This window comes from Vreelandella xerophytica (genome assembly GCF_968048975.1).
The window spans coordinates 555,278-577,433 of record NZ_OZ309106.1; the positions used below are offsets into that span (position 1 = coordinate 555,278).

The window sequence follows — 22,156 nt, forward strand, 5'->3', positions numbered from 1 at the left end:
TTGTTTCTTGATTCGGGTAGCTTGGTTTCAATGGGCTCGCGCCATTCGGTTTCCTGGTTCGCGCGCTATACGGCGCTGGCGCTAGGCTGTAAGGTTAAAAACACCTTGAATGCGGACGATTCAATCTAGAGCGAATAAGGAAGTGACATGGCTCAAAACGAAGGCAAGATGGTATTTATCGCCTCCACCGTCATCATCTTGACATTGGTGGTCATAGGCGCGGCGTTTCCCGACAGTTTTGGGCAGGGTGCCGAGACGGCACTCGGGGCCGTTACCGAGCACCTGGGGTGGTTCTACCTGATATCGGTCTTCGGGTTTGTCATCTTCTTGTTCGGCCTTGCGTTCAGCAAGTACGGCAAGGTGCGACTGGGGCCCCAGGACAGCAAACCCGACTACACCTTTTTTTCCTGGATCAGCATGTTGCTGGCGGCAGGTTTCGGTGTCGGGCTCGTATTCTACGGCATGGCCGAGCCGATGAGTCACTACATCGAGCCGCCCTACGGGGATTTCGAGCCCGAAACCGAAGCCGCTGCGCGCTACGCCATTCAGTACAGCTACTTCAACTGGGGAATTCACCAGTGGGCAGCATTTTCGGTGGTGGGGCTGATCATTGCCTACTTCCAGTTCCGCAAGGGCCAGGCCGGGCTCGTCTCGTCGGTGCTCTCGTCGGTAGTGGCCAAGAAGCCTCGGCTTCGCCCTTACGTTTCCTGGATCGACGTGTTTGCCGTCGTGGCGACCGTGATGGGGGTTGCCACCTCGCTGGGTCTGGGCGTTTTGCAGATGAACGGTGGTCTGAACGCGGTGTTTGGCGTGCCTGAAGGCACGCTTTGGCAGTTCATCATTCTTTCCGTCATGTTCTGCGCGTACATGCTGTCGACCTGGGCGGGGCTGGATAAAGGCATCAAGCGCCTTTCCAACCTGAACCTGGGGATCTGTATTGCCCTGATGCTCTATGTGTTGTTCACCGGTCCGACCGTTGCCATTCTGGAAACCATCGTGCTGGGTGTTGGCGATTATCTGCAAAACTTTATCGGCATGAGCCTGCGCATTTCCCCCTACAGCAGCAACGAGTGGGCCAGCGAGTGGACGATCTTCTACTGGGCCTGGGTCATTGCGTGGTCGCCTTTTGTGGGCACCTTCGTGGCGCGCGTCTCAAGAGGGCGTACCATCAAGGAGTACGTATTTGGAGTACTGATCATGCCGCCGCTGCTGGCGTGCTTGTGGATCGGCGTTTTTGGCGGCGCCGCGCTGACCATGGAGATCAATGGGGACAACGTCGGTCTGGCCGCTGCTACTCAGGACAATATCACGGTGGCACTTTTCGAGATGTACGAGCTGATGCCCTTTACCAGCGTGCTCTCCATCGTCTCCATCCTGCTGATCTTCATCTTCCTGGTGACCTCGGCGGACTCGGCGTCCTATATCGTTGCGCAAATGACCGATAACGGCTCCATCAATCCGCCGCTTTACAAGCGCGTGATCTGGGGGGTGTTGATTGCCGCAATCTGCCTGACGCTGATCGCCGCGGGCGGGCTGACCGGGCTTCAGTCGGCAGCGGTGCTGGCAGCCCTTCCTTTTACGTTCATTCTCTACCTGATGGTGTACGTGCTGATTCGCGAGCTTCAGGCGGATCGTCGTTCGATGCTGACCCAGCTCTATCGTCGTCACGGCGATACGCCGGTCGGTGCGGACGCCTTCGAAGCCGACGAGCTGAGCGATGCCGAACAGGAACGCCTGCGGCGTGCGCCTCTCGTGGTCAACCGGCGCATCAAGAGCTAAACTTGGTTTACTGACTTGTTTTACTGACTTGTAAACCGTCCATAGGGAGTAAGCGCTAATGGCTCGACAACGCCACGGCGCAACGCGAAGGCAGCCTAAGGGGGCTGCCTTGCATCGATGCTGGGCTGTCTTTGATCAATGGCTGGATCTGATCGTCATCGTGGCGGTACTGACGGCGCTGGTGGTCGGTATGTCCGCCGTTGTGGCGCACTGGTTGCTCACATGACCGGTCGTATATGGAAAAGGGCCGCCCTGGCCCTTTTGGGTTTTCGATTCTAACGTCCTTCCTGCACCGGCTTGAATGCCTCTATCCGGTTGCGACCCCTGTTCTTTGCGTAGTAGAGCCGTTGGTCGGCCTCATCGAGCAGATTCTTTGCGCTCTGGCCTGGAGCAGGCCAGGTACTGGCCACGCCCATGCTGACGGTGAGTATGTCATCTGTGTGACCGCGGGCGTGAGGAATCGCCAGCGTCAGCACCGTCTGACGCATGTAGTTGGCCATGCTCAATGCGCCATGGATATCCTTGCCCGGCAGAACGCAGACAAACTCCTCGCCACCGTAACGTGCCAGCAGGCTGTCTTGGGAGTCCAGGCACCGGTTGAGTGCACAGGCCACACTTCGCAGCGTATCGTCACCCATGGTGTGGCCGTAATGGTCGTTGAAGGCCTTGAAACTATCGATATCGATAAAGATCAGCGAGATAGGTTCGCCAGCGCGCAAGGTCTTCTCCCATTGATGGGCGAGAAATGTATCGAAATAGCGTCGGTTGGCGATGCCGGTCAAGCCGTCGTGCTGAGAGAGCCGATGCAGGTGGTCGCGCTGCTCCAGGCCGCGCTGAAATTCACATAGCAGGTGATCCATGCTCTCGACCAGATGGCCCAGCTCGTCGTTGCGATGGCCTCGCAGGGTCGGTTTGGGCCATCGGGCCGGGTGGGTCGGGTCGGTCTGGATGATCGCGGCATGCACCTTCAAGAGCGGACGCGTAATGTAGATGTGGAAAAAGGCGATGAACAGGCTGCTGAGAAGAAAGGCCTCGACGATGCTTGTCCCGACCACGCTGTAACCTCTGGCCAGAAACTGGTCGGTAAGGTAGTCCAGATCCAGGGATAGCTGAATTTCGCCTACCCGGGTGGTGGGCAGGGTATCGCCCAGGTGATAGCGAAGCGGTGTCTGGTAGTCGAGCATGTCGCCAAAAAGTGCCTGCCCCAGCCAGCTTGGCGACTGAACCGGGGCGTCGAAGACAGCGAGGGTGCGCCCGAAGTCGTCCTGAATCAGCACATAGGCGACGTCGCTGTCGCTGAAAAGGCCCCGAGCGATCTGTTCGGCCAACTGCGGGTTCAACTGAAATGCTGCCTCCGCGGCTGCACCGTTGACGATCGCCAGTTGCTGCTGGGTGCGCTGTTCTATATCGGTACGCATGCTTCTGGCATGGTTCAAAAGCTCGAGGCTCCCCGACACCAGACTGATCAGCGTGGCGATGAGAAGCGTCAGCAGAGCCTGCTTGAGCGTTAGGCGTCCCTTGATAAGTGAGGCTCTGGACGTTCTGGAGGTCATCGTTGCGCCTTCAACGCCCGTTGCAGGCGAGCCATCACCTGATGGGGTACGCTTGGATGACAGGCGAGATAAAGCGGCATATGCGCAAACGTGAACAGATGCTGCAGAGAAATGTGCTGCTCGCGAGCAAGAAAGGCGGCCGTGGCCCGACCAGTGACGATCACATCCACAAGTCCGGCCTTGAGCCTGGCCACGTTGACCCACTCGCTGGACGCTCTGAGCACGTTGATTCCCTGGCTTTCGATGTAATCGCCCACGGCATCCTCTCTGATGCTGCCAACACGCAGCCCTTTCAGATCGTGAGGGTGTTCGAGGTTGTCAAAGCGACCCTCAAGCGATAGCGCTGCCCATTCGTTCACCCCCAGCGGCCCCGCCCAGCGAAACAGCGCCTCGCGCTCGGGCGTGCGGGTCGTCGAATAGACGCAGTGGTTGTGGCGCAGCCGTGCTTCGGTGTAGGCACGCGTCCAGGGGAGCAGGAAAAACTGCGCTTCGATGCCGGTTTGCGCCAGGGCATCACGCAGACGATGCGTGGCGCGACCGACCACCACGCCGTCGCGCTCGAAGTTGAACGGCGGGTAATCTTCGGTATTGATGGTCAAATGGTAAGAAGGCGCCGGATTCGCCGTCACCTGTGTGCTGGAAAGCATCATGGTCGTCATAAAAAGGACAGGTGAAAGGATCGAGAGCCAGACGCTATTCATCCTGATACACCGCCTGAGGAATATCAAGCTTACTTAGCTCGTCGATGGCCTGCTGGAAACGGGCGGTGAGTCCGGGGTCGCTTTGCTTGTTGATCGCAAAGTAGAGCGGATGGTCGCTCAAGGTATAAACCGGTTCGAGCGTGGAGGGCACGTACCCTTCACGCTCGGCAAGCCATCGGGCAACGTTTGCGCTATACGCCCAGAGATCGACGCGCTGGTTCATCAGCATGGAAAGCGCACTTCGATTGTTCAGCGCCCGATGGATTAAACGTTCCGGGTAGCCGGCCTCTGCTAGACTGAGCTCGCCGATATCCTCGCGAATCACCACGATGCTCAGATCTTGTGCAATAGCGTCATTGAGCGCCTCGATACGAAGCGACGAGTCCGGCGGCGCCATCAGCGCCACGTGGTCGATGGCAATAGGTCCCGCCCAGTGGAAAAGCGCTTCTCTTGTCGGGGTCTTGGTAGTGGAAAAAAGCACCGTGTTAGGGGTTTGCAGAGTAAGGTTATAGGCTCTCACCCAGGGAAAGATATGAATATGAACGCTTTCAAACGGGGTCTGGGAATGGAGGAACAGTCGCCTCAAAAGCTCGACCGCCCGGCCCTGGACGACGCCCTTTTCGGCATAGTTGTAGGGCGGGTACTCTTCGCTAACATAGGTTAAATCAAGAAAAGAGAGGGGTGTGTCGGCCAATGACGATGTCGTTAACATCAAACCCGCTATTAACGAGACGCTTTTTATCAACCGCTTCTTGAAAGCGAACCCATACGTCATTAAGCAATATCCCGACTTGACCCTCTTGGAAAACTTAGAGCAACTTAAAGGCCCTGTCATCCCATTTTTACCGACTTGGCTTACTGTGTGGTCTCAGGTCAAGCCTTTGACTCCCTGTCCTTACGAGAGCCCTTATGTCCTCTGAATCTGTCAAAAACGCGCCGATCTACGCCTCCCGTCGCGAGATCTTCGGCTGGGCGATGTTCGACTTCGCCAATCAGGCCTACACTCTGCTCATCATTACAGTGGTCTTTGGCGAGCTCTTCACGACCGTCATCGTGGGGGATAGAGGCGACGGCTTTCGCCTGGCCAACTTCTTATGGAGTCTGGCGCTGGCGGCCAGCTACCTGATGGTGGTGATCACCGCCCCCCTGTGTGGCGCCATCATGGATTATCGTGCCGAGAAAAAACGCTTCTTGCTGGTCAGCTATCTGGCAACGGTGGCCACCACCGCCATGCTCTACTTCGTCGAACCCGGCTACGTGGTGGCAGGGCTTTTGCTGATCGTGCTTTCCAACTACGCCTACTCCATGGGGGAGTCGTTTATCGCCGCCTTCTTGCCTGAACTCGGCCCGCCTCAGGCGCTTGGCAAGATTTCCGGGTTTGGCTGGGCGCTTGGCTATATTGGCGGGCTGTTTGCCGCGGGTTTTACCCTGCTGGTGCTTGGCGAGGCTACGGTGGAAAACTTCGAACGTATTCGCTGGGTCGGCCCGTTTGCCGCCGGTTTTTTCCTGGTGACGGCGATTCCCACCTTCATGTGGCTAAAAGAGCGGGGTGTGGCCAAGGACCGAGGCGTATCGTATCAGCGCATTGCTCGGCAGCGGCTGTCAGGCACTCTTAAAGAGCTTCGCTATTTCAAGGATCTAACCATTTTTCTGGTGTCGCTGCTGTTCTCGATGGCTGGGGTCTACATCATCATCGCGTTTGCCTTCATATACGGCGCTCAGGTGATCGGCTGGGAGGAGGGCGTGCGCAATACCATGTTCATCATCGTGCAGATTACCGCCGCCGCCGGGGCGCTGGGGTTTGGCTTCATTCAGGACAAGCTCGGCGCCAAGCATACCTACCAGATGACGCTGGCTCTCTGGGTGTTGGCGATTCTCGCCATATGGGCCACGCCGGAACTCACGGCCTGGGTGAACGCCCGGTTCGGCTGGCAATGGCAAGCGCAGCACGTCTTCTTGTACGTGGGGTGCCTTGCCGGGTTGAGTCTGGGGTCGAGCCAGTCCGCCAGCCGTGCGCTGGTGGGTGTGTTTTCACCGCTGGCCAAGTCGGCGGAGTTTTTCGGTTTCTGGGGCCTTGCCAACAAGCTTGCCGGCGTACTGGGCATCGTCATGCTGGGCGGGCTTCAAACGTTGATTGGCCTTCAAGCGTCTATTCTATTATGTGTAGGGCTATTCATTATTGCGATGCTGATTTGCGCAGGTGTCAACGAGCGGCGTGGTCGCGAGGCGGCGCTTGCATGGCAAAGCACCTAGTCAAGCGGGGGTGTATATGACATCGCTTAAAGCGCAGCGAGGCGGCATCGTGATGATGCTGCTGTTTTGGGTTCTGCTACTCGGCGCTGGCACCTGGCTGATAGACGGCGGTTTCACCAAACTGACCACCTCCAATGCCCACGTGATGAACGCCTCGCCCGATGGTGCGCCGGTCACGCTCAAGCGAAACCGGGCGGGTCATTTCGAGGCGCCCGGGGAAATCAACGGCGAGCCGGTCACCTTCTTGCTCGATACCGGCGCCACCTATGTCGCTGTCCCCCATGATCTTGCCGCCAGGCTCTCTCTGGAGCCCGGGCGCAGCGCCTGGTTCAATACCGCCAACGGCCGCGTCGAGGGGAATTTGACCGAGCTGAACGAAGTCGTCCTGGGCGGCATTCGGGCAAGCAACGTTCAGGGCTCGATCAGCCCCGGCATGGAGCGTGATACGGTGCTTCTAGGCATGAGCTTTCTGAATCTACTCACCATCGAGATGGCCGATGGCGAAATGCTGCTACGCTTGCCGGAGCCATGACGCTTGCCAGGGCAGTGACGCTCGCATGCCGGCAAACTCGCATGTCAGCAAAGAGCTGCTATGCTGAGCGGGCAACACAAGGATATCAACACCAAGGAGAGTCATCATGGGTATCGAAGTCGGCGGTTTATTAGGTCTGATCTGGCTGGTCATTGTCATCTGGGCGATCGTGAAAGTGGCCAAGAGCGCGGCGAGCGGTCTTGCCAAGCTGATCTGGATTCTTGTACTACTTGTCTTTCCGCTGATCGGTTTGATTATCTGGTTCTTGTTCGGTCCCAAGGGATAGCGATCCAAGGCGGATTCAAAAAAGCAGGCCCAGGGCCTGCTTTTTTTATGTCTTCATGCTTTTCAAGTCTTCATGCCGCGCGTTAGTCGTGGGAGCGGTCTTCATTGGCGGGTGGGGCCTTGTAGTGCCCGGGAATCGTTAACTTCTCGCCGTTGGGTAGATCGCGTACCTGCGTCGGTACGTAGACGCGCTTGATGACGCTCTTGGTTTTTTGACTGCGCATCGCCTCCTCCTGCCATGTCCAAAAGATGGTTGACAACTGACGCACTCAACATTAGCGCGCAGTGAATCAGGAATCAAGCGCTGTCAACGGCCCTGCAGAAAACCCGGAAGAGGGGCAGGCGCATACGCCGTTTTAAGGTATCCTTACAATTTAAGCTGCCAACGTTAATACAAAGTAAGCAAGTGTTACTATAACGCACTGCGTGGAGCCAGTGAGATATCATGGAGCCACCGCAACTATCCTCTATCAACAAGGAAGCGAGAGCCGCTCATGTCTGACCATCCCGATCAAGATCATGTGCTGATTATTGAAGATGACCAGCGTCTGGCTGAGCTTACTCGCGATTATCTGGAAAACAACGGCTTTCGAGTGACCGTTGAAGCAGATGGGTCCAGAGGGGTCGAGCGGATCATGGAGCTCCAGCCGGATCTGGTGATTCTGGATTTGATGTTGCCGGGTGAAGATGGCCTTTCGATCTGTCGACGTGTGCGGCCCAATTTTGCCGGTCCCATCATGATGCTGACCGCGCGCACCGATGACCTGGACCAGGTGCTGGGTCTTGAAATGGGCGCCGACGATTATGTGCCCAAGCCGGTACAGCCCCGCGTGCTGCTGGCTAGAATGCGTGCACTTTTACGCCGGGCCGATGCGCCGGCGCCCAATGGCGAGGTGCGCCTGCAGTTTTCCAACCTGGATATCGATAGTGCTACCCGGGAAGCGTGGCTGGATGGCGAGCGTATTGACTTGACCAGTGCCGAGTTCGATCTTCTATGGCTTCTGGCGCGTAACGCCGGCAGCGTCTTGACCCGTGAGGAGATATTCAGCGAGCTTCGGGGTATCAAGTATGACGGCCAGGACCGCTCGATTGACGTGCGGGTGTCGCGCATTCGTCCCAAGATCGGTGATGACCCCCACCAGCCTCACCGTATCAAGACCGTTCGAAGCAAGGGCTATCTTTTTGTCAAGGATAGCTGACAGGCATGACGCCGGGCGCATTGAAAAAATTCCACGAGGTAAGGTAAATGCCGCGCGTGCTTAGCCATGGCTCATTTCTAAGATTTTATGTACTGCTGGGGCTGGCACTGTGTGTGGTATTTCTCCTGACCGTGGGAGGGCGCACCTTTATCGAGCAGGTACGTCGTGAAGAGTTTCGCGAGAAAATGGCCAGCATGCCGATGACGCTGATGACCGAGCAACTGGCCGAACTGGCTCCCGAGCACCGCGAGGCCCGGTTGAGCGACTTCGCCCAGCAGTTTGGCATGCAGCTTGGGTTGCAGCCCGTCAGCGACGCCGACCTGAACTACTTCGAAAAGGCGCGTCTGAGTCGCGGCAGTATCCTGATCGATCACGCACCCTGGCAGCTTCGCCAGCGAATTCCGGGGGAGTCCTTTGAGCAGGGCGTGCTGCTGAGCGCCACCTTCACTGGCTGGAGCGAGCGCCAGTGGCAGGGCAGCTTGAGGGTACTGGGCGACTGGCTTTCGCGCACGCCGTATAGCGAACGCCCGGGCGTGCTGTCGCGCCTTCATCTGGACAACTGGCCGTTAACGCTCTTGGCCTCCCTGCCCGAGGACCTGACCTTGGCCCAGCGTGAGCAGCTGGCGCGCAATGAGGTGGTCACTCGCCTGGTAACCGAACAGCTGTCGCTTTCGTTTCTCTATCAGATCCCCGGCACCGACCAGTGGCTGAAAGCCGGCCCCATTACGCGACACGATACGTTGCCCCTGAGCCTTCATCTGCCGCTTCTGATTGGCGTGATGGTGGTGCTGAGCCTGATCATCTACCTGGTCATGCGCAGTATCGAGGCGCGAATGGCGCGCCTGGAGCTGGCCGCGACACGTATCGCCAGCGGCCGACTGGAAACGCGGGTGAAAGTGGAAAGCGGTGATTTTCTGGGTCGCTTGGGTATGGCCTTCAATGTCATGGCGAGTCAGGTTCAAACGCTTTTGAAAGGCCAGCAGGAGATGATCCGTGCGGTTTCCCATGAGCTGCGAACACCGGTGGCACGAATTCGCTTCGCCGTGCAGATGGTCGAGGACATGACCGACCAGCCAGCGATTCGTCGCCAACTGCAGGGCATCGACGCCGATATCGCCGAGCTGGACGATCTGGTGGACGAGATCCTGACCTACGCCCGGCTGGGCGGTGGCCCTGGCCACGGCGACCCCCTCGAAATGGTGCCGGTCGAGTGCTGCGCCATGGCGAATCGGGTGATCGATGCGCTCACTCCGCTGCACAAGACGCTGACGTTGACGCTGGAGGCGGACGGGGACATAGAGCTTCTTGCCGAGCCGCGCTATCTGCAGCGCGCGCTGCAGAATCTGGTCAGCAACGCCTGTCGCCACGGGCGCACCCAGGTAGCCATCCGCCTTTGGGACGAGCCGCACCTGGTGCGTATCGATGTAGAGGACGATGGCCCCGGCGTGCCGCTCGAGGCGCGCAGCGACATCTTCAAACCCTTCGCCCGGCTGGACGACAGCCGCGCGCGAAGCTCCGGCGGGTACGGGTTGGGGCTCTCCATCGTGCACAAGGTAATGAGCGGCCACGGCGGCAGCGTGACCATCGATGAAAGCCCGACGCTGGGCGGGGCGCGCTTTACGCTCCTGGTTCCTCGGCGTGAGCCACCGGCCTGATGCCGCTGAGCACCGCAAAGGACGTCTCCCGGGCCGTGCGCAGGAAGTCCTGCATCCAGGGGGTCTGCCGCGTGTCCTCGCGAATGGCGGCATGGAGTGTACTCCAGATGCCCGCTTCTCCGAGCTTGACGCCACTTACGTAGCCCCGTTCCAGGTACTCGGTCAGCGCCCAGTTGGGCAGTGCACAGACGCCACGGCCGCTGGCCACCAGTTGCATCATCATGATGGTAAGCTCTGCGGTGCGAATCTCCTTGGGGCGCACCTGGGCCGGGTTCAAAAACTGGGTGAATATGTCCAGACGCGTAGTTTCCACCGGATAGGTGATCAGCGTCTCGAGGGCGATGTCCCTGGGCTCGACAAAGGTTTTCTGCGCGAAGGGATGCTGGCGCGCCACGGCCAGGAGCCCTTCATAGCAAAACAGCGGAGCATAGTGAATGCCATCGATCGGCTGAGGGTCGGCGGTGATGACCAGGTCCAGCTGTTCCCGGGCGAGCGCCGGCAGAGGGTCGAAATGGTGGCCACTGGGAATGTCGATCTCGATTTCCGGCCAGTGATCGCGAAAGTAATCCACCGTGGGCATCAGCCACTGAAAGCAGCTGTGGCACTCGATGGCCATATGCAGCCTTCCCTGTTCGGTGCCCGCCAGGCGCGCCAGATCCCGCTCGGCTCGGCGCACTTCGGGCAAAAGCTCATCTGCCAGCGCCAATAGACGAAGTCCCGCCCGGGTGAACTCTACCGGGCGCGTCTTGCGCACGAACAGCGGGCTCGCCACTCGGCTTTCCAGATCCTTCAACTGATGCGACAGCGCCGACTGGGTGAGATGCACGCGTTCGGCGGCTTCCACCAGCGAGCCTGTCTCGCGAAGTGCAATCAGCGTGCGCAAGTGTCGTAATTCAATCATGTATTTATTTCATGTTTTGTATTAATAGCTTTAGTTTGATTCATTTATGGCCTGAATCCAGACTATGAGAAATTCTGCACGTCAACGAGGTTTATCATGACAGTTTCTCATATTCTTGGCTATCCGCGCATCGGCGCGCGGCGCGAGCTTAAAAACGCCGTCGAGGCATATTGGCAGGGCAGCATTGACCGAGCCGAACTCGAGACCGTTGGTCAGACGCTTCGCCGCGATCACTGGCAAATCCAGCAGCGTGCGGGACTCGATCTTGTCAACGTGGGTGATTTCGCCTTCTACGACCAGGTGCTGAACGTCTCTGTCATGCTCGGCGCCGTCCCTGAACGCTTTGAAAGCCAGGTCGAGGTGGCCGGTGGCGAAGTGGATCTGGACACCGCTTTCCGTATGGCCCGGGGGCGGGCGCCCAGCGGCGTGCCCGCTGCTGCCTGCGAGATGACCAAGTATTTCGATACCAACTATCACTACCTGGTACCTGAACTTCAGAAGGGCCAGACCTTTAGCCTGGCCTCGAGCCGCCTGTTCGACGAGGTGGATGAAGCGCTCGAGGCGGGCTTTACACCCAAGGTGAGCCTGCTGGGCCCGCTCACCTGGCTCTGGATTGGCAAGGCCAAAGGGGAGGCGTTCGACCGGCTGACGCTTCTGGATAGCGTTCTCGACGTCTACGCCGACATTCTCTCTCGGCTGGCGCGTCAAGGCGTGACGTGGGTACAGCTCGACGAGCCCGCGCTGGTGCAGGATCTCCCCGTTGCCTGGCAGCAAGGTTTCGAGCGTGCCTACCATCGTCTTCAAGGCGCACCGCTCAAGCTGTTGCTGGCCACCTATTTCGGATCGCTCGCCAGTAATCTTTCCCTGGCTACCCGTCTGCCCGTGGATGGGCTGCATATCGACGCGGTACGCGCGCCTTCCGAGGTGGAGCGGGTCATCGACCGGCTAAGCCCCCATCAGGTGCTGTCGGTCGGGCTCGTCGATGGCCGCAATGTCTGGCGTGCGGACCTGGCGGCGCTGCGCGAGCGCCTGCTGCCCTGGAAAGTACGCCTGGGCAAGCGTCTCTGGTTATCGCCGAGCTGTTCGCTGTTGCACGTGCCGGTGGATCTCGAGCAGGAGAGTGAACTCGACGCCGAACTCAAGGGTTGGCTCGCCTTCGCCCGCCAGAAACTGGATGAAGTCGTCACCCTGGCGCGCTTGATCGATAATCGCGCCACCGCAAGCGATACAGAACGCCTGCGTGAGGCCACCCGCGCGCTTGACGTCCGGCGAACCTCGACGCGTATTCATCAACCTGACGTGAGCGAGCGTTTGCAGGGTATTCGTGAAAGCGACAGCCACCGGCGCAGCGGCTACGTCGACCGGGCGCTCGCCCAGCGCAAGCAACATGACTTGCCGCTGTTTCCCACCACCACCATCGGCTCTTTCCCGCAGACCGATACCATTCGTGCCAAGCGCCGGGCGTTGAGGGCCGCAGAGCTCACCCAAGAGGCCTATGATGCTGCCATGCGCGACGAAATTGCCGATGCCGTGGCGCGTCAGGAAGCGCTGGGGATGGATGTGCTGGTGCATGGTGAAGCCGAGCGTAACGATATGGTGGAGTACTTCGGTGAGCAGTTGGAGGGGTTTGCCTTTACCCGCTTTGGCTGGGTACAGAGTTACGGTTCGCGCTGCGTCAAGCCGCCGATCATTTTCGGTGACGTGACCCGGCCCGCCCCCATGACGGTGCGCTGGAGTCGTTACGCCCAGTCGCTCACCGCGAAGCCCCTGAAAGGCATGCTGACCGGCCCGGTGACGATTCTGCAGTGGTCGTTCGTGCGCGATGACCAGCCGCGCGCCACTACCTGCCGTCAGATTGCGCTGGCACTGAGAGACGAAGTGCAGGATCTGGAACGCGCGGGAATCACGCTCATTCAAATCGACGAGCCTGCGTTGCGCGAAGGATTACCGCTTCGCCATGACGAGTGGCGAGCCTACCTCGACTGGGCGGTGGAGTGCTTCAAGCTGAGCGCCTGCACAGTGGCCGATAGCACCCAGATCCATACCCATATGTGCTATTCGGAGTTCAACGACATTATCGGCGATATCGCCGCACTCGATGCCGACGTCATTACCATCGAGACCTCACGTTCGGACATGAAGCTTCTGGACGCCTTTCAGGCGTTTGCCTACCCCAACGAGATTGGCCCAGGGGTTTATGATATCCACAGCCCCAACGTGCCGGAGGTGGCACGGATGGTAGCGCTCATGGAAAAGGCGCTCGAGAAGATTCCCGCCGAGCGCCTCTGGGTCAATCCGGATTGCGGGCTTAAAACCCGCCGCTGGGCCGAGGTCGAACCCGCACTCGAAAACATGGTGAAAGCCGCCGTCGAGCTGCGTCGAAAAGTGCGCTAGCTCTTGGTGGCGTAGGCATAAAGCAGCGTCTCCTGGGCGCTGATCGCATCGCTTGTGCCGGGGCCCTGCAACTGATAGCTGCCATCGCTTTCCAGTAACCAGCTTTGGCAGTTATCCACCAGGTAGGTCTCCAGGTCCTTGCGTACCCGGGTGGCCAGCTTCTTGTCCTTGAGCAGAAAGCAGGTTTCCACGCGATGAAACATGTTGCGTGGCATGAAATCCGCACTCGAGCACCAGGTTTCGGGCTTGCCGCCGTTGTGGAAGTAGAAGACCCGGGTATGCTCCAGAAAACGCCCGATGATCGAACGCACACGAATGTTGTCCGATACGCCCTTGATGCCCGGCTTCAGGCAGCACATGCCGCGAATGATCAGATCGCATTCCACGCCTGCCTGGGAGGCGCGGTAGAGCGCCTTGATCAGCTTGGGTTCGGTGAGGGAGTTGCACTTGATGATGATATGACCACGCTTGCCCTTGGCGGCGAGCAGGGCCTCTCGGTCGATCATCTCCACCAGCTTTTGATGCAGGGTGAAGGGGGCGTGCAGCAGGGTCTCGATCTTGCGCGCCTGGCCCATGCCGGAAAGCTGTTGAAACACCCGATGCACGTCGGCGCAAAGCGCCTGATTGGCCGTCAGCAGGCTGTAGTCGGTGTAGAGCTTGGCGGTCTTGGCATGGTAGTTGCCGGTGCCCAGATGCGCGTAGTGGCGAAGCCCGCCCTTTTCCCGACGCACGATATGCAGCATCTTGGCGTGAGTCTTGTAGGCCATGATGCCGTAGATGACGATGGCGCCGGCCTCCTGCAGGCGCGAGGCCAGCTGCAGGTTGTCCGCTTCATCAAAGCGTGCGCGTAGCTCGATGACCACGGTGACTTCCTTGCCCTGGCTTGCCGCGTCCACCAGGGCGCTGACGATGGAGGAGTCCGACCCCGTGCGGTAAAGAGTCTGCTTGATGGCCAGCACGTCCGGGTCGCGGGCGGCCTCTCTGAGCAGGTCCTCGATGGGTGAAAACGACTGGAAGGGGTGGTGCAGCAGGATATCCTGCTTGTCGATGGCGTTGAAAAGACTCCCTTCCTTCAACGACCTGGGCACGCTGGGGGTAAAGGGGCGGTACTTGAGTTCCGGGCGATCCACGTCGTTGAGCACGGCCATCATGCGGGTCAGGTTGACCGGCCCCTCTACCCGGTAAAGATCGTCCTGGGTCAGCTCGAACTGGCGCAGCAGGAAATCGGTCAATCCTTCGGGGCAGTTGTTGGCCACTTCCAGGCGCACGCCGCTGCCATAGCGTCTTGCCAGAAGCTCACCTTTGAGCGCCGACGCCAGATCCGATACCTCTTCGGGGTCCACGCTCAAATCGGCATTGCGCGTGAGCCTGAATTGATAGCATCCCAGCACCCGCATACCGGGGAACAGCTCGTCGGCGTGGGCGTGGATCATCGAGGAAAGAAACACATACTCGGAAAACCCCGCCGAGCAGAGCTCCTTGGGCAGGGCGATCAAGCGCGGCAGCGAGCGCGGCGCGGGAAGAATCGCCATGCCGCCGGCGCGGCCGAAGGCGTCCTTTCCCTCGAGTTCGACGATGAAGTTGAGGCTTTTATTCACCAGCCGTGGAAACGGGTGGGAGGGGTCCAGCCCGATGGGGCTGATCACCGGCATGATTTCCTGATCGAAGAACTCCCGCACCCAGGCCTTTTGTTCATCGTTCCACTGGTCGCGCCGCCGAAAGCGCAGGCCCTGGGCTTCCAGGGCGGGCAGCAGGATATCGTTGAGGATCTGGTACTGGCGGCGAATCTGATAGTGGGCGGTCTCGGAGATTTCACTCAACACTGCCCTGGGCATGCGGCCATCGGCGGCGGTTGCGTCATCATTGAGCGCGATCTGATGCTTCAGCCCCGCCACGCGGATTTCGAAAAATTCATCCATGTTGGACGAGAAGATCAGTAGAAACATCAGCCGGTTCAAAAGCGGATGCGCGTCATCGAGCGCCTGCTCCAGCACTCGGATATTGAACTGCAGATGCGATAGCTCGCGGTTGAAGTAGAATTCCGGGTCGTCCAGATCGGTGTTGGCAAGCGCTTCCTTGGCCTGTACGCCGGTGGGGGTACGGTTGATACGCAGGGGCAGGTTCTCGCCTTCCGTGCTTGCCGGCTCGGTACTTTGAGAGGGTGTGGAATCAAATGTGTGCGTCGCCATACGGGCCCTCGCGTAGTGGGCTTCACGCTTTATAAGCGCCTACCATGACCTTGGTGTGCCAGGGCGATTCTGCAGCGCAAAGATGACAGTCAAGTGTCAGCTTATAATGGGTTAAATCGAAAAGCCCGTTTTTGTTGGCCGTCTCGCGCACGCGCGATGCAATGCACCCTGGCGGTGCTCTTGCCGGGGGCCCGGGCAAATTGACGGTCAGGGCAAGAGCGTCTTCTCTACGGCGAAAGCCGTCTTGTGGAGCCGGGGAAGAGTGACTAGAGTGTTCGACTCTACTATGTCGCTCGCCGTAGAGATCATAGAGATAACCAAGGGAGATAGGCATGAGCAAACAAATAGCAGTGATTCTGGCCGGCTGCGGCGCTTATGATGGGTCGGAGATTTATGAAACCACGTTGACGCTTTTGCGACTGGACCAGCTGGGAATACAGTATCGCGCCTTCGCACCGGACATCGACCAGCACCACGTCATCAACCACCTGACCCAGGACGCGGAAGAAGGGGAGACGCGCAACGTGCTTAAAGAGTCGGCGCGCCTGATGCGCGGCGATATCAGCCCCATCACCGAGCTCGACGCCGACGACTTTGACGCGGTCATCGTGCCTGGCGGCTTCGGCGTAGCGAAGAATCTCTCCGATTTTGCTCTGCAGGGCGATAACATGCAGGTGCTCGAGAGCCTGAAGGAGGCCTTGAAGGCCTTCAAGGCGGATGCCAAGCCAATCGGACTCATGTGTATCGCGCCGGTACTGGTGCCGCGGCTTCTAGGCGATGGCATCGCGGTGACGATCGGGCGCGACCCGAGTGTGGCTGGTGCCATCAGTGCCATGGGCGGGTTGCATAAAAGCTGCAACGTCGACGATATCGTCGTGGACCTCGAGCACCAGGTGGTGACTACTCCCGCCTACATGCAGGCCGAGCGTATCAGCGAAGCCGCCACCGGCATCTTCAAGCTGGTCGAGCGCATCAACGACATGCTCGACCAAGAAAGGAACTGAGCGTTTTGAAGGGTTGATGAGAAAATTGATGAAAGGGTAGTTGAGCATTAGTTGCAACATCGTTGCCCAAAGACAAGAAGCCTCTGCACAAGTGCAGAGGCTTTTTTAATGGCATCGTCTGGATGACCAACCGACAGACGGCGACGCTACACTATTCGGCGGCGTCCTCGGCGTCGAGTTGGCGGCGGCGGCGCACCAGGCGGCCAAAGAGCAGCCCCACTTCGTAAAGCAGGTACATGGGGATGGCCAGCAAACTTTGCGAAATGATGTCCGGCGGGGTCAGGACCATGCCGATTACAAAGCATCCCAGCAGGATGTAAGGGCGCTTTTGCGAGAGGCTTTGCACCGTGGTCGCACCGGATAAAATCAGCAAGAACGTGGCGATGGGGATCTCGAAGGCCACACCAAAAGCGAAAAAGAGCTTGAGCACGAAGTTCAGGTACTGATTGATATCGGTCATCACCGCCACGTTTTCCGGCCCGGTCTGGGTGAAAAACTCGAACAGCAACGGAAATACCACGTAGTAGGCGAAGGCGGCACCTGCGTAGAAAAGCGCGATGCTGGAGACCAGAATAGGGATTGCCAGTGCCCTTTCGTTATCGTAAAGCCCGGGGGCCACGAAGGCCCAGGCCTGGTGCAGCACGAAAGGAATCGCCAGAAAGACCGCTACCACCAGCGTGAGCTTGAACGGTGCCAGAAAAGGCGAGGCCACCTCGGTGGCGATCATCTGAGAGCCTGCGGGCAGCAGCGCGATCAAGGGTTCGGCTACAAAGGTATAAATGTCGTTGGCAAAGGCGTAAAGCGCCAGAAATATGACCACCACCACCACCACCGCCTTGACCAGGCGCGAGCGCAGCTCGATCAGGTGTTCGATCAGGGGGGCCTGGCTTTGATCTTCGCGCGCCTTGTCTGAATCGCCCGTCTTACTCATGGGGGGTACTATCCTTCTTGGGCTCGGGGTCGGTGGGCGCATCCGGCGCCTTCGAGGTAGACGCGACAGGCGCCGACGGCTCTTCGTGAACCGTTTGCAAAGCGTCATCCAGGTGAGCGCGGGCATCCTCCACGCGTTTTTCGGTATCGCGCTTTTCGCCTGCCGGGCGAGCCGTGGTACTCGCTGAACCGGCAATGCTTTCGACATCGCGCTTGGCCTGCTGCAGGCTCTTGTCGAGCTTCTGCTGCTGATCGCTCAGCTTCTGGCGAAGCTCCTCGGCCTCGAGCTGGGCGGTGATTTCGCGTTGCATGCCGGATACCGTTCGCTTGATCTTGCCGATCCACATGCCGGTGGTGCGTGCAGCCTTCGGCAGCCGCTCGGGGCCAAGGACCAGAAGCCCCACGATACCGATGAGCATTAGTTCGAGAAAGCCGATATCCAGCATGGATCAAGGGCGCTCTTCGTTGCGTTCGGCCGCCTTGCGCTTCTCTTCGGCCTGTACATCATACGTGTTGCCCGGCTCTTCATGGGCCACTTTCGCTGCCTCGCGCTCAGACGCCTTCTCTTTCTCTTCTTCGCTCATCGCGCTCTTGAAGCCCTTGACCGCCCCACCCAGGTCGGTGCCGACATTGCGCAGTTTCTTGGTGCCGAAAATCAGGATGATGATGCCCAGAACAATCAAGAGCTGCCAGATACTGATGCCACCTAACATAGTCGTTTCCTCATTAAGCAGGGTCGTTGAATACGTGGATAAGCCGCCGGTCCAGCGCTACCGGGACGCTTTTTCATCGTGGCCGGAGACGCCAAAGCGACGCGCCAGCTCATCGAGCACGCCTTGGTGATCAAGACCAAGGTGCGAGAGCATCACCAGGCTATGAAACCATAGATCAGCGGTTTCAGCGATAACCGCCTGACGTTCACCGTCGCCGCCGTGTTCGGCATCCTTGGCAGCCAACAGGGTCTCGGTGGCTTCCTCGCCGATTTTCTCGAGTATCTTGTTAAGCCCCTTGTGATGCAGGGAGGCCACGTAGGACTCGTCCGGTGCGGCATGGCGGCGCTGGCTCAGCACCTGACCTAAGTGATCTAGAACGGGCGTGGTGTCGGCGGTGCTCATCGAAATCCTTGGTTTATTGCGCAGGGCCTTGTGTCGTTAGAGTGTAGCGTAGCTTGCGCGTCGTTACTGCCATAAAAGCAGAATCAACCCGGCGCCAGCGGCGACCAGTATCGGCCAGGGCTGGCTCAGCACCCATTCGCTCAACGGCTGCCAGGCAAGGGCAAGGGCAACCAGCGCCACACCGATACGCAGGCGATGATGACGCTTTTTCTGCTGGGCGTATTTCACTTCCATCTGGGCGATGGCGCTTGCCTGCTGGTGACGCTGGCGGTGCTCCTGCTCCATGCGGCTAAGTGCCTGGTGAGCGAGTACCGGAAGTTCGGGCAACTGGTGGGAAAGCTCGGGCGCCTGACGCTTGAGTGATTCCCAGAGCCCGCCGATGCCGGCGCGCTCTTTCATCCACTGCTCGAGATAGGGCTTGGCGGTGCTCCAGAGATCAAGGTCCGGGTAAAGCTGACGGCCCAGGCCCTCGATATTCAAAAGGGTCTTTTGCAGGAGCACCAGCTGCGGCTGTACTTCCATGTTGAAGCGCCGCGCGGTCTGGAAAAGCCCCAGCAGTACCTGGCCAAAGGAGATGTCCTTGAGCGGTTTTTCGAGAATCGGCTCGCACACGGTGCGAATGGCAGCGGCGAACTCGTTGGCTCGGGTGTTCTCGCCCACCCAGCCCGATTCGATATGGAGTGCGGCCACTTCGTAGTAATCCTGATGGAAGAACGCCAGCAGGTTGCGCGCCAGATAGTCCTGGTCTTCCCGGGTCAGGCTCCCCACGATGCCGCAATCGATGGCGATATACTGAGGGTCTTCCGGGTTGTCGCAGTTGACGAAGATATTGCCCGGGTGCATGTCGGCGTGAAAGAAGTTGTCCCGGAATACCTGGGTGAAGAAGAGCTCGACGCCGCGCTCGGCGAGCTTCTTGAGATTCACGCCTTTTTTGATCAGGGTATCCAGGTCCGCCACCGGCACGCCACGGATGCGCTCCTGGACCATGACATGGCGCCGGGTATAGGGCCAGTAGATGGTAGGCACGAACAAAAGCGCCGAATCCTTGAAGTTGCGCTTGAGCTGGGAGGTATTGGCGGCTTCCTTGTACAGGTCCAGCTCATCGAACAGTGTCGATTCGTAGTCGCGAATCACCTCCACCGGGCGCAGACGCCGGGCCTCGGGCACCCGGGCCAGAAGTTTGGCGACCTGGTACATCAGCGTCATGTCCTGGCGCATGACGGCGCCGATGCTGGGGCGGATGATCTTGACCACCACTTCTTCGCCGCTATGCAGCGTGGCGGCGTGAACCTGGGCGATGGAGGCCGAGGCCAGAGGCGCGTGATCAAACGCTGCAAACGCTTGCTCAAGCGACATCTCGAGCTCTTTTTCCACCCGGGCGACGGCCAGTTCGCCGGGGAAGGGCGGTACCTGGTCCTGCAATCGGCGCAGTTCGTTGGAAATGTCATCGGGCAGCAGATCGCGCCGGGTGGAGAGCATTTGTCCGAACTTGATGAAGATCGGCCCCAGCGACTCGAGGGCCAGACGCAGGCGCTCGCCCCGGGAGCGCTTGCCGAGAGGAATCAGGCGAAGTGGCAAGAACCACATGATGAATCTTAGCCACAAGGGCAGCCGCTCGATGGGGATCAGGGTATCGAGGCGGTGACGGGCGATTACCCAGAGGATCTTGAAAAGCCGCAGGCTCATGGAGTCGGCTCCTGGGCGCGTGCGTCCAGACGGCGGGAGAGCCGGTTGAGCCGCGCTTCCAGGCGATCCGTGGCCATGTCCAGATCGGTGAGCGCATCACGCAGCACATCGCGCTGCTGGCGGCCCGGCAGCAGCCGCGCCTCTTCAAAGACGTACTCGGAAAGATCCTGGAAGAGCTCGTCTCTGGCGCGCAGCCCGAAGCGGCTCAGGCGACGAAGACCTTCTGCCAGCGAGTAGGCAGGCGACGGGCCGATCCACCGGGCAAGCTCGCCCTCCCAGTCAAGATCAAGATCGAAGAAGAGATCCCGGGTAGCTTCCAGTAGCCCTATGCGACCGCGCACGGCAAGCTTGCCTTCGAACATCAGTCGTTCGATCGATGCCCCGCTCAACCACTCGGAAAAGGTTTCCGGCGTCAGCTCCAAAATGGCGTCAACGCTGGTTTCATCCACCGCCTCGCCGGGCAGGAGGTCAACGCCGGTAGCGTGGTAGCCAAGCACCAGCGCCAGATGAGGCTTTTCGAGTCTCACCAGCAAACGGCTACCCGCAAGCTGCCCCAGCCGGCCAGGCGCGGCGGGGTCGCGGGCGAGCAAGGCGTTCAGCGTGCGTTCACAGCCGGCCAGCAGCAGAGTCGGGGTCAGTGACATGCTCACCTCAGCGTCCGTGGCGTCATAGCTTGATGCCGCGATGAAGCGCGACAATACCGCCGGTCAGGTTGGTGTACTCCACCCGTTCAAGGCCTGCGTCTTCCATCATGGCCTGAAGGGTTGCCTGGTCCGGATGCATGCGAATCGACTCGGCCAGGTAGCGGTAGCTCTCGCCATCCTTGGCCACCAGTTCGCCGATACGCGGCAGTAAGCGGAACGAGTACTCGTCGTAGGCCTTGGTCAAAAGCGGATTGTCGGGCTTGGAAAACTCCAGCACCAGAAGACGGCCGCCGGGCTTGAGCACACGCGTCATGGAGCGAAGTGCCGCGTCCTTGTCGGTGACGTTTCGAAGCCCGAAGGCGATGGTGATGCAGTCGAAGTGGTTATCCGGAAAGGGCAGGCATTCGGCATTGGCTTGAACGTACTCGACATTGCCGCCTACGCCGTTGTCCATCAGCTTGTCACGGCCGACATTGAGCATCGAGGCGTTGATGTCGGCCAGAACGACCTTGCCCCGAGGGCCCACCATGCGTGAAAACTTGAGTGTCAGATCCCCCGTGCCGCCGGCGATATCCAGCACCCGGTGGCCGGGGCGAACGCCCGAGCGCTCGATGGTCAGGCGTTTCCACACCCGGTGAATGCCAAAGGACATCAAGTCGTTCATCACGTCGTAACGCGCGGCCACCGAGTGAAAGACATCCGCGACGCGGGAGGCTTTCTCGTCCAGCGGGACTTCCTGATAGCCAAAATGGGTGGTGCGCTTTTCCGTGGGGCTCATGAGGCATTGGCTCCCGAGTTCGAGGCGGACATCAATGGCCGAGGGGCCATCGCTTGATAGGTTGGCTGTATTGTAGCCTTCTCTTCCCCGCTTTGTCTGCGCCTGCCTTTAAAGCCTTGGTTTTTGAAGTGTTAGAGCTCCTTGAACTGAATGCCCGCGGGCTCTCGCGAGGCACCCGCCTCGGAGAGCGCTTGCAGATACTCAGCCCAGTACGCGTCCTGGTGGGTGGCGATTTTGTACAGATACTCGTAGCTGTAAAGACCGCTGTCATGGCCGTCGTCGAAATGAAGCTTCAGGGCGTAGTTGCCGGTCTGGGTGATGTCCATCAGGCCCACGTCGCGCTTGCCGGTCTGCAGCACGGCGCTGTCGCCGCCGTGGCCGCGCACTTCCGCCGAGGGGGAGTAGACCCGCAAAAGCTCGATGGGCACGCGGTAGTGAAGATCGCCCGGATAGGTCAGCTCCAGCAGACGGTTCTTCTTGTGGTAGTGAACGTGGGTGGGAATCGGGCTTTCCATGATGCGGTTTTTCTCCCCTTGGGTGGGCAGGCACAAGCAGGCG

Annotated in this window: 22 protein-coding genes; 8 read left to right on the forward strand and 14 right to left on the reverse strand. The window is 59.4% G+C overall.

What is annotated here, in order from left to right; all coding sequences use genetic code 11:
- Window positions 1–147: 147 nt before the first annotated feature.
- Window positions 148–1,779 carry a BCCT family transporter gene (locus ACWF8S_RS02645; protein ID WP_447555273.1) on the forward strand — a complete coding sequence of 544 codons (1,632 nt, stop codon included), beginning with the start codon at window positions 148–150 and terminating at the stop codon, window positions 1,777–1,779.
- A gap of 275 nt (window positions 1,780–2,054) precedes the next feature.
- On the opposite strand, the gene ACWF8S_RS02650 is transcribed toward ACWF8S_RS02645, so the two are convergent.
- Genes ACWF8S_RS02650 through ACWF8S_RS02660 form a run of 3 tightly spaced genes read right to left on the reverse strand, consistent with a single transcriptional unit; the run spans window position 2,055 to window position 4,727 of the window.
- Window positions 2,055–3,332 carry a GGDEF domain-containing protein gene (locus tag ACWF8S_RS02650; RefSeq protein ID WP_447555274.1) on the reverse strand — a complete coding sequence of 426 codons (1,278 nt, stop codon included), beginning with the start codon at window positions 3,330–3,332 and terminating at the stop codon, window positions 2,055–2,057.
- Window positions 3,329–3,991, reverse strand: coding sequence for a substrate-binding periplasmic protein (locus tag ACWF8S_RS02655; RefSeq protein WP_447555275.1), 663 nt, complete (start codon window positions 3,989–3,991; stop codon window positions 3,329–3,331). The genes ACWF8S_RS02650 and ACWF8S_RS02655 overlap by 4 nt, the downstream gene beginning before the upstream one ends.
- 34 nt (window positions 3,992–4,025) lie before the next feature.
- Window positions 4,026–4,727, reverse strand: a complete 702-nt coding sequence (locus ACWF8S_RS02660; protein ID WP_447555276.1) for a substrate-binding periplasmic protein — start codon at window positions 4,725–4,727, stop codon at window positions 4,026–4,028.
- 215 nt (window positions 4,728–4,942) lie between these two features.
- Here ACWF8S_RS02660 and ACWF8S_RS02665 point away from each other — a divergent pair, with 215 nt between their 5' ends.
- The 3 genes from ACWF8S_RS02665 to ACWF8S_RS02675 all read left to right on the forward strand — a co-directional run bounded on the left by ACWF8S_RS02665 (window position 4,943) and on the right by ACWF8S_RS02675 (window position 7,104).
- The gene (locus tag ACWF8S_RS02665) at window positions 4,943–6,286 is read left to right on the forward strand and encodes an MFS transporter (RefSeq protein WP_447555277.1); all 1,344 of its coding nucleotides are present in this window, start codon (window positions 4,943–4,945) and stop codon (window positions 6,284–6,286) included.
- 16 nt (window positions 6,287–6,302) lie between these two features.
- Window positions 6,303–6,818 (forward strand): retropepsin-like aspartic protease family protein, encoded by a 516-nt coding sequence (locus ACWF8S_RS02670; RefSeq protein ID WP_447555278.1) that lies wholly within the window; start codon window positions 6,303–6,305, stop codon window positions 6,816–6,818.
- Window positions 6,819–6,924: 106 nt separating this feature from the next.
- Window positions 6,925–7,104 (forward strand): PLDc N-terminal domain-containing protein, encoded by a 180-nt coding sequence (locus ACWF8S_RS02675; RefSeq protein ID WP_447555279.1) that lies wholly within the window; start codon window positions 6,925–6,927, stop codon window positions 7,102–7,104.
- Between the two features lie 82 nt (window positions 7,105–7,186).
- Here ACWF8S_RS02675 and ACWF8S_RS02680 read toward each other — a convergent pair whose 3' ends face one another.
- On the reverse strand, window positions 7,187–7,327 hold the full coding sequence (locus tag ACWF8S_RS02680; RefSeq protein WP_447555280.1) for a hypothetical protein: 141 nt from the start codon (window positions 7,325–7,327) through the stop codon (window positions 7,187–7,189).
- Between the two features lie 270 nt (window positions 7,328–7,597).
- Here ACWF8S_RS02680 and ACWF8S_RS02685 point away from each other — a divergent pair, with 270 nt between their 5' ends.
- Both ACWF8S_RS02685 and ACWF8S_RS02690 read left to right on the forward strand, forming a co-directional pair.
- On the forward strand, window positions 7,598–8,302 hold the full coding sequence (locus ACWF8S_RS02685; RefSeq protein WP_447555281.1) for a response regulator: 705 nt from the start codon (window positions 7,598–7,600) through the stop codon (window positions 8,300–8,302).
- Between the two features lie 47 nt (window positions 8,303–8,349).
- On the forward strand, window positions 8,350–9,957 hold the full coding sequence (locus ACWF8S_RS02690; RefSeq protein ID WP_447555282.1) for an ATP-binding protein: 1,608 nt from the start codon (window positions 8,350–8,352) through the stop codon (window positions 9,955–9,957).
- On the opposite strand, the gene ACWF8S_RS02695 is transcribed toward ACWF8S_RS02690, so the two are convergent.
- Window positions 9,920–10,858 carry a LysR family transcriptional regulator gene (locus tag ACWF8S_RS02695; protein WP_447555283.1) on the reverse strand — a complete coding sequence of 313 codons (939 nt, stop codon included), beginning with the start codon at window positions 10,856–10,858 and terminating at the stop codon, window positions 9,920–9,922. The two genes, ACWF8S_RS02690 and ACWF8S_RS02695, sit on opposite strands and share 38 nt — an antisense overlap.
- Window positions 10,859–10,954: 96 nt before the next feature.
- On the opposite strand from ACWF8S_RS02695, the gene metE reads away from it, so the two are divergent.
- On the forward strand, window positions 10,955–13,252 hold the full coding sequence (metE, locus tag ACWF8S_RS02700) for a 5-methyltetrahydropteroyltriglutamate--homocysteine S-methyltransferase (protein WP_447555284.1): 2,298 nt from the start codon (window positions 10,955–10,957) through the stop codon (window positions 13,250–13,252).
- On the opposite strand, the gene ppk1 is transcribed toward metE, so the two are convergent.
- A complete protein-coding gene (gene ppk1 / locus ACWF8S_RS02705) occupies window positions 13,249–15,441 on the reverse strand; it encodes a polyphosphate kinase 1 (protein ID WP_447555285.1) in 2,193 nt (730 codons plus the stop codon). The two genes, metE and ppk1, sit on opposite strands and share 4 nt — an antisense overlap.
- A gap of 332 nt (window positions 15,442–15,773) precedes the next feature.
- On the opposite strand from ppk1, the gene elbB reads away from it, so the two are divergent.
- A complete protein-coding gene (gene elbB / locus ACWF8S_RS02710; protein WP_447555286.1) occupies window positions 15,774–16,445 on the forward strand; it encodes an isoprenoid biosynthesis glyoxalase ElbB in 672 nt (223 codons plus the stop codon).
- A gap of 151 nt (window positions 16,446–16,596) precedes the next feature.
- Here the strand turns inward: elbB and tatC are convergent, their stop codons facing one another.
- The 8 genes from tatC to ACWF8S_RS02750 all read right to left on the reverse strand — a co-directional run bounded on the left by tatC (window position 16,597) and on the right by ACWF8S_RS02750 (window position 22,113).
- A complete protein-coding gene (gene tatC, locus ACWF8S_RS02715) occupies window positions 16,597–17,376 on the reverse strand; it encodes a twin-arginine translocase subunit TatC (protein WP_447555287.1) in 780 nt (259 codons plus the stop codon).
- On the reverse strand, window positions 17,369–17,821 hold the full coding sequence (tatB, locus tag ACWF8S_RS02720; RefSeq protein WP_447555288.1) for a Sec-independent protein translocase protein TatB: 453 nt from the start codon (window positions 17,819–17,821) through the stop codon (window positions 17,369–17,371). Before tatB ends, tatC begins: the two co-directional genes overlap by 8 nt.
- Before the next feature lie 3 nt (window positions 17,822–17,824).
- Window positions 17,825–18,088, reverse strand: a complete 264-nt coding sequence (gene tatA / locus ACWF8S_RS02725) for a Sec-independent protein translocase subunit TatA (protein ID WP_447555289.1) — start codon at window positions 18,086–18,088, stop codon at window positions 17,825–17,827.
- Between the two features lie 57 nt (window positions 18,089–18,145).
- Window positions 18,146–18,490: a phosphoribosyl-ATP diphosphatase gene (locus ACWF8S_RS02730; protein WP_447555290.1), complete on the reverse strand. Its 345-nt coding sequence runs from the start codon at window positions 18,488–18,490 to the stop codon at window positions 18,146–18,148.
- Between the two features lie 63 nt (window positions 18,491–18,553).
- Window positions 18,554–20,176 carry a ubiquinone biosynthesis regulatory protein kinase UbiB gene (gene ubiB, locus ACWF8S_RS02735; protein ID WP_447555292.1) on the reverse strand — a complete coding sequence of 541 codons (1,623 nt, stop codon included), beginning with the start codon at window positions 20,174–20,176 and terminating at the stop codon, window positions 18,554–18,556.
- On the reverse strand, window positions 20,173–20,820 hold the full coding sequence (locus ACWF8S_RS02740; protein ID WP_447555293.1) for a ubiquinone biosynthesis accessory factor UbiJ: 648 nt from the start codon (window positions 20,818–20,820) through the stop codon (window positions 20,173–20,175). Before ACWF8S_RS02740 ends, ubiB begins: the two co-directional genes overlap by 4 nt.
- Before the next feature lie 22 nt (window positions 20,821–20,842).
- On the reverse strand, window positions 20,843–21,598 hold the full coding sequence (gene ubiE, locus ACWF8S_RS02745; RefSeq protein WP_447555294.1) for a bifunctional demethylmenaquinone methyltransferase/2-methoxy-6-polyprenyl-1,4-benzoquinol methylase UbiE: 756 nt from the start codon (window positions 21,596–21,598) through the stop codon (window positions 20,843–20,845).
- Between the two features lie 131 nt (window positions 21,599–21,729).
- On the reverse strand, window positions 21,730–22,113 hold the full coding sequence (locus tag ACWF8S_RS02750) for a gamma-butyrobetaine hydroxylase-like domain-containing protein (RefSeq protein ID WP_447555295.1): 384 nt from the start codon (window positions 22,111–22,113) through the stop codon (window positions 21,730–21,732).
- Window positions 22,114–22,156 lie beyond the last annotated feature (43 nt).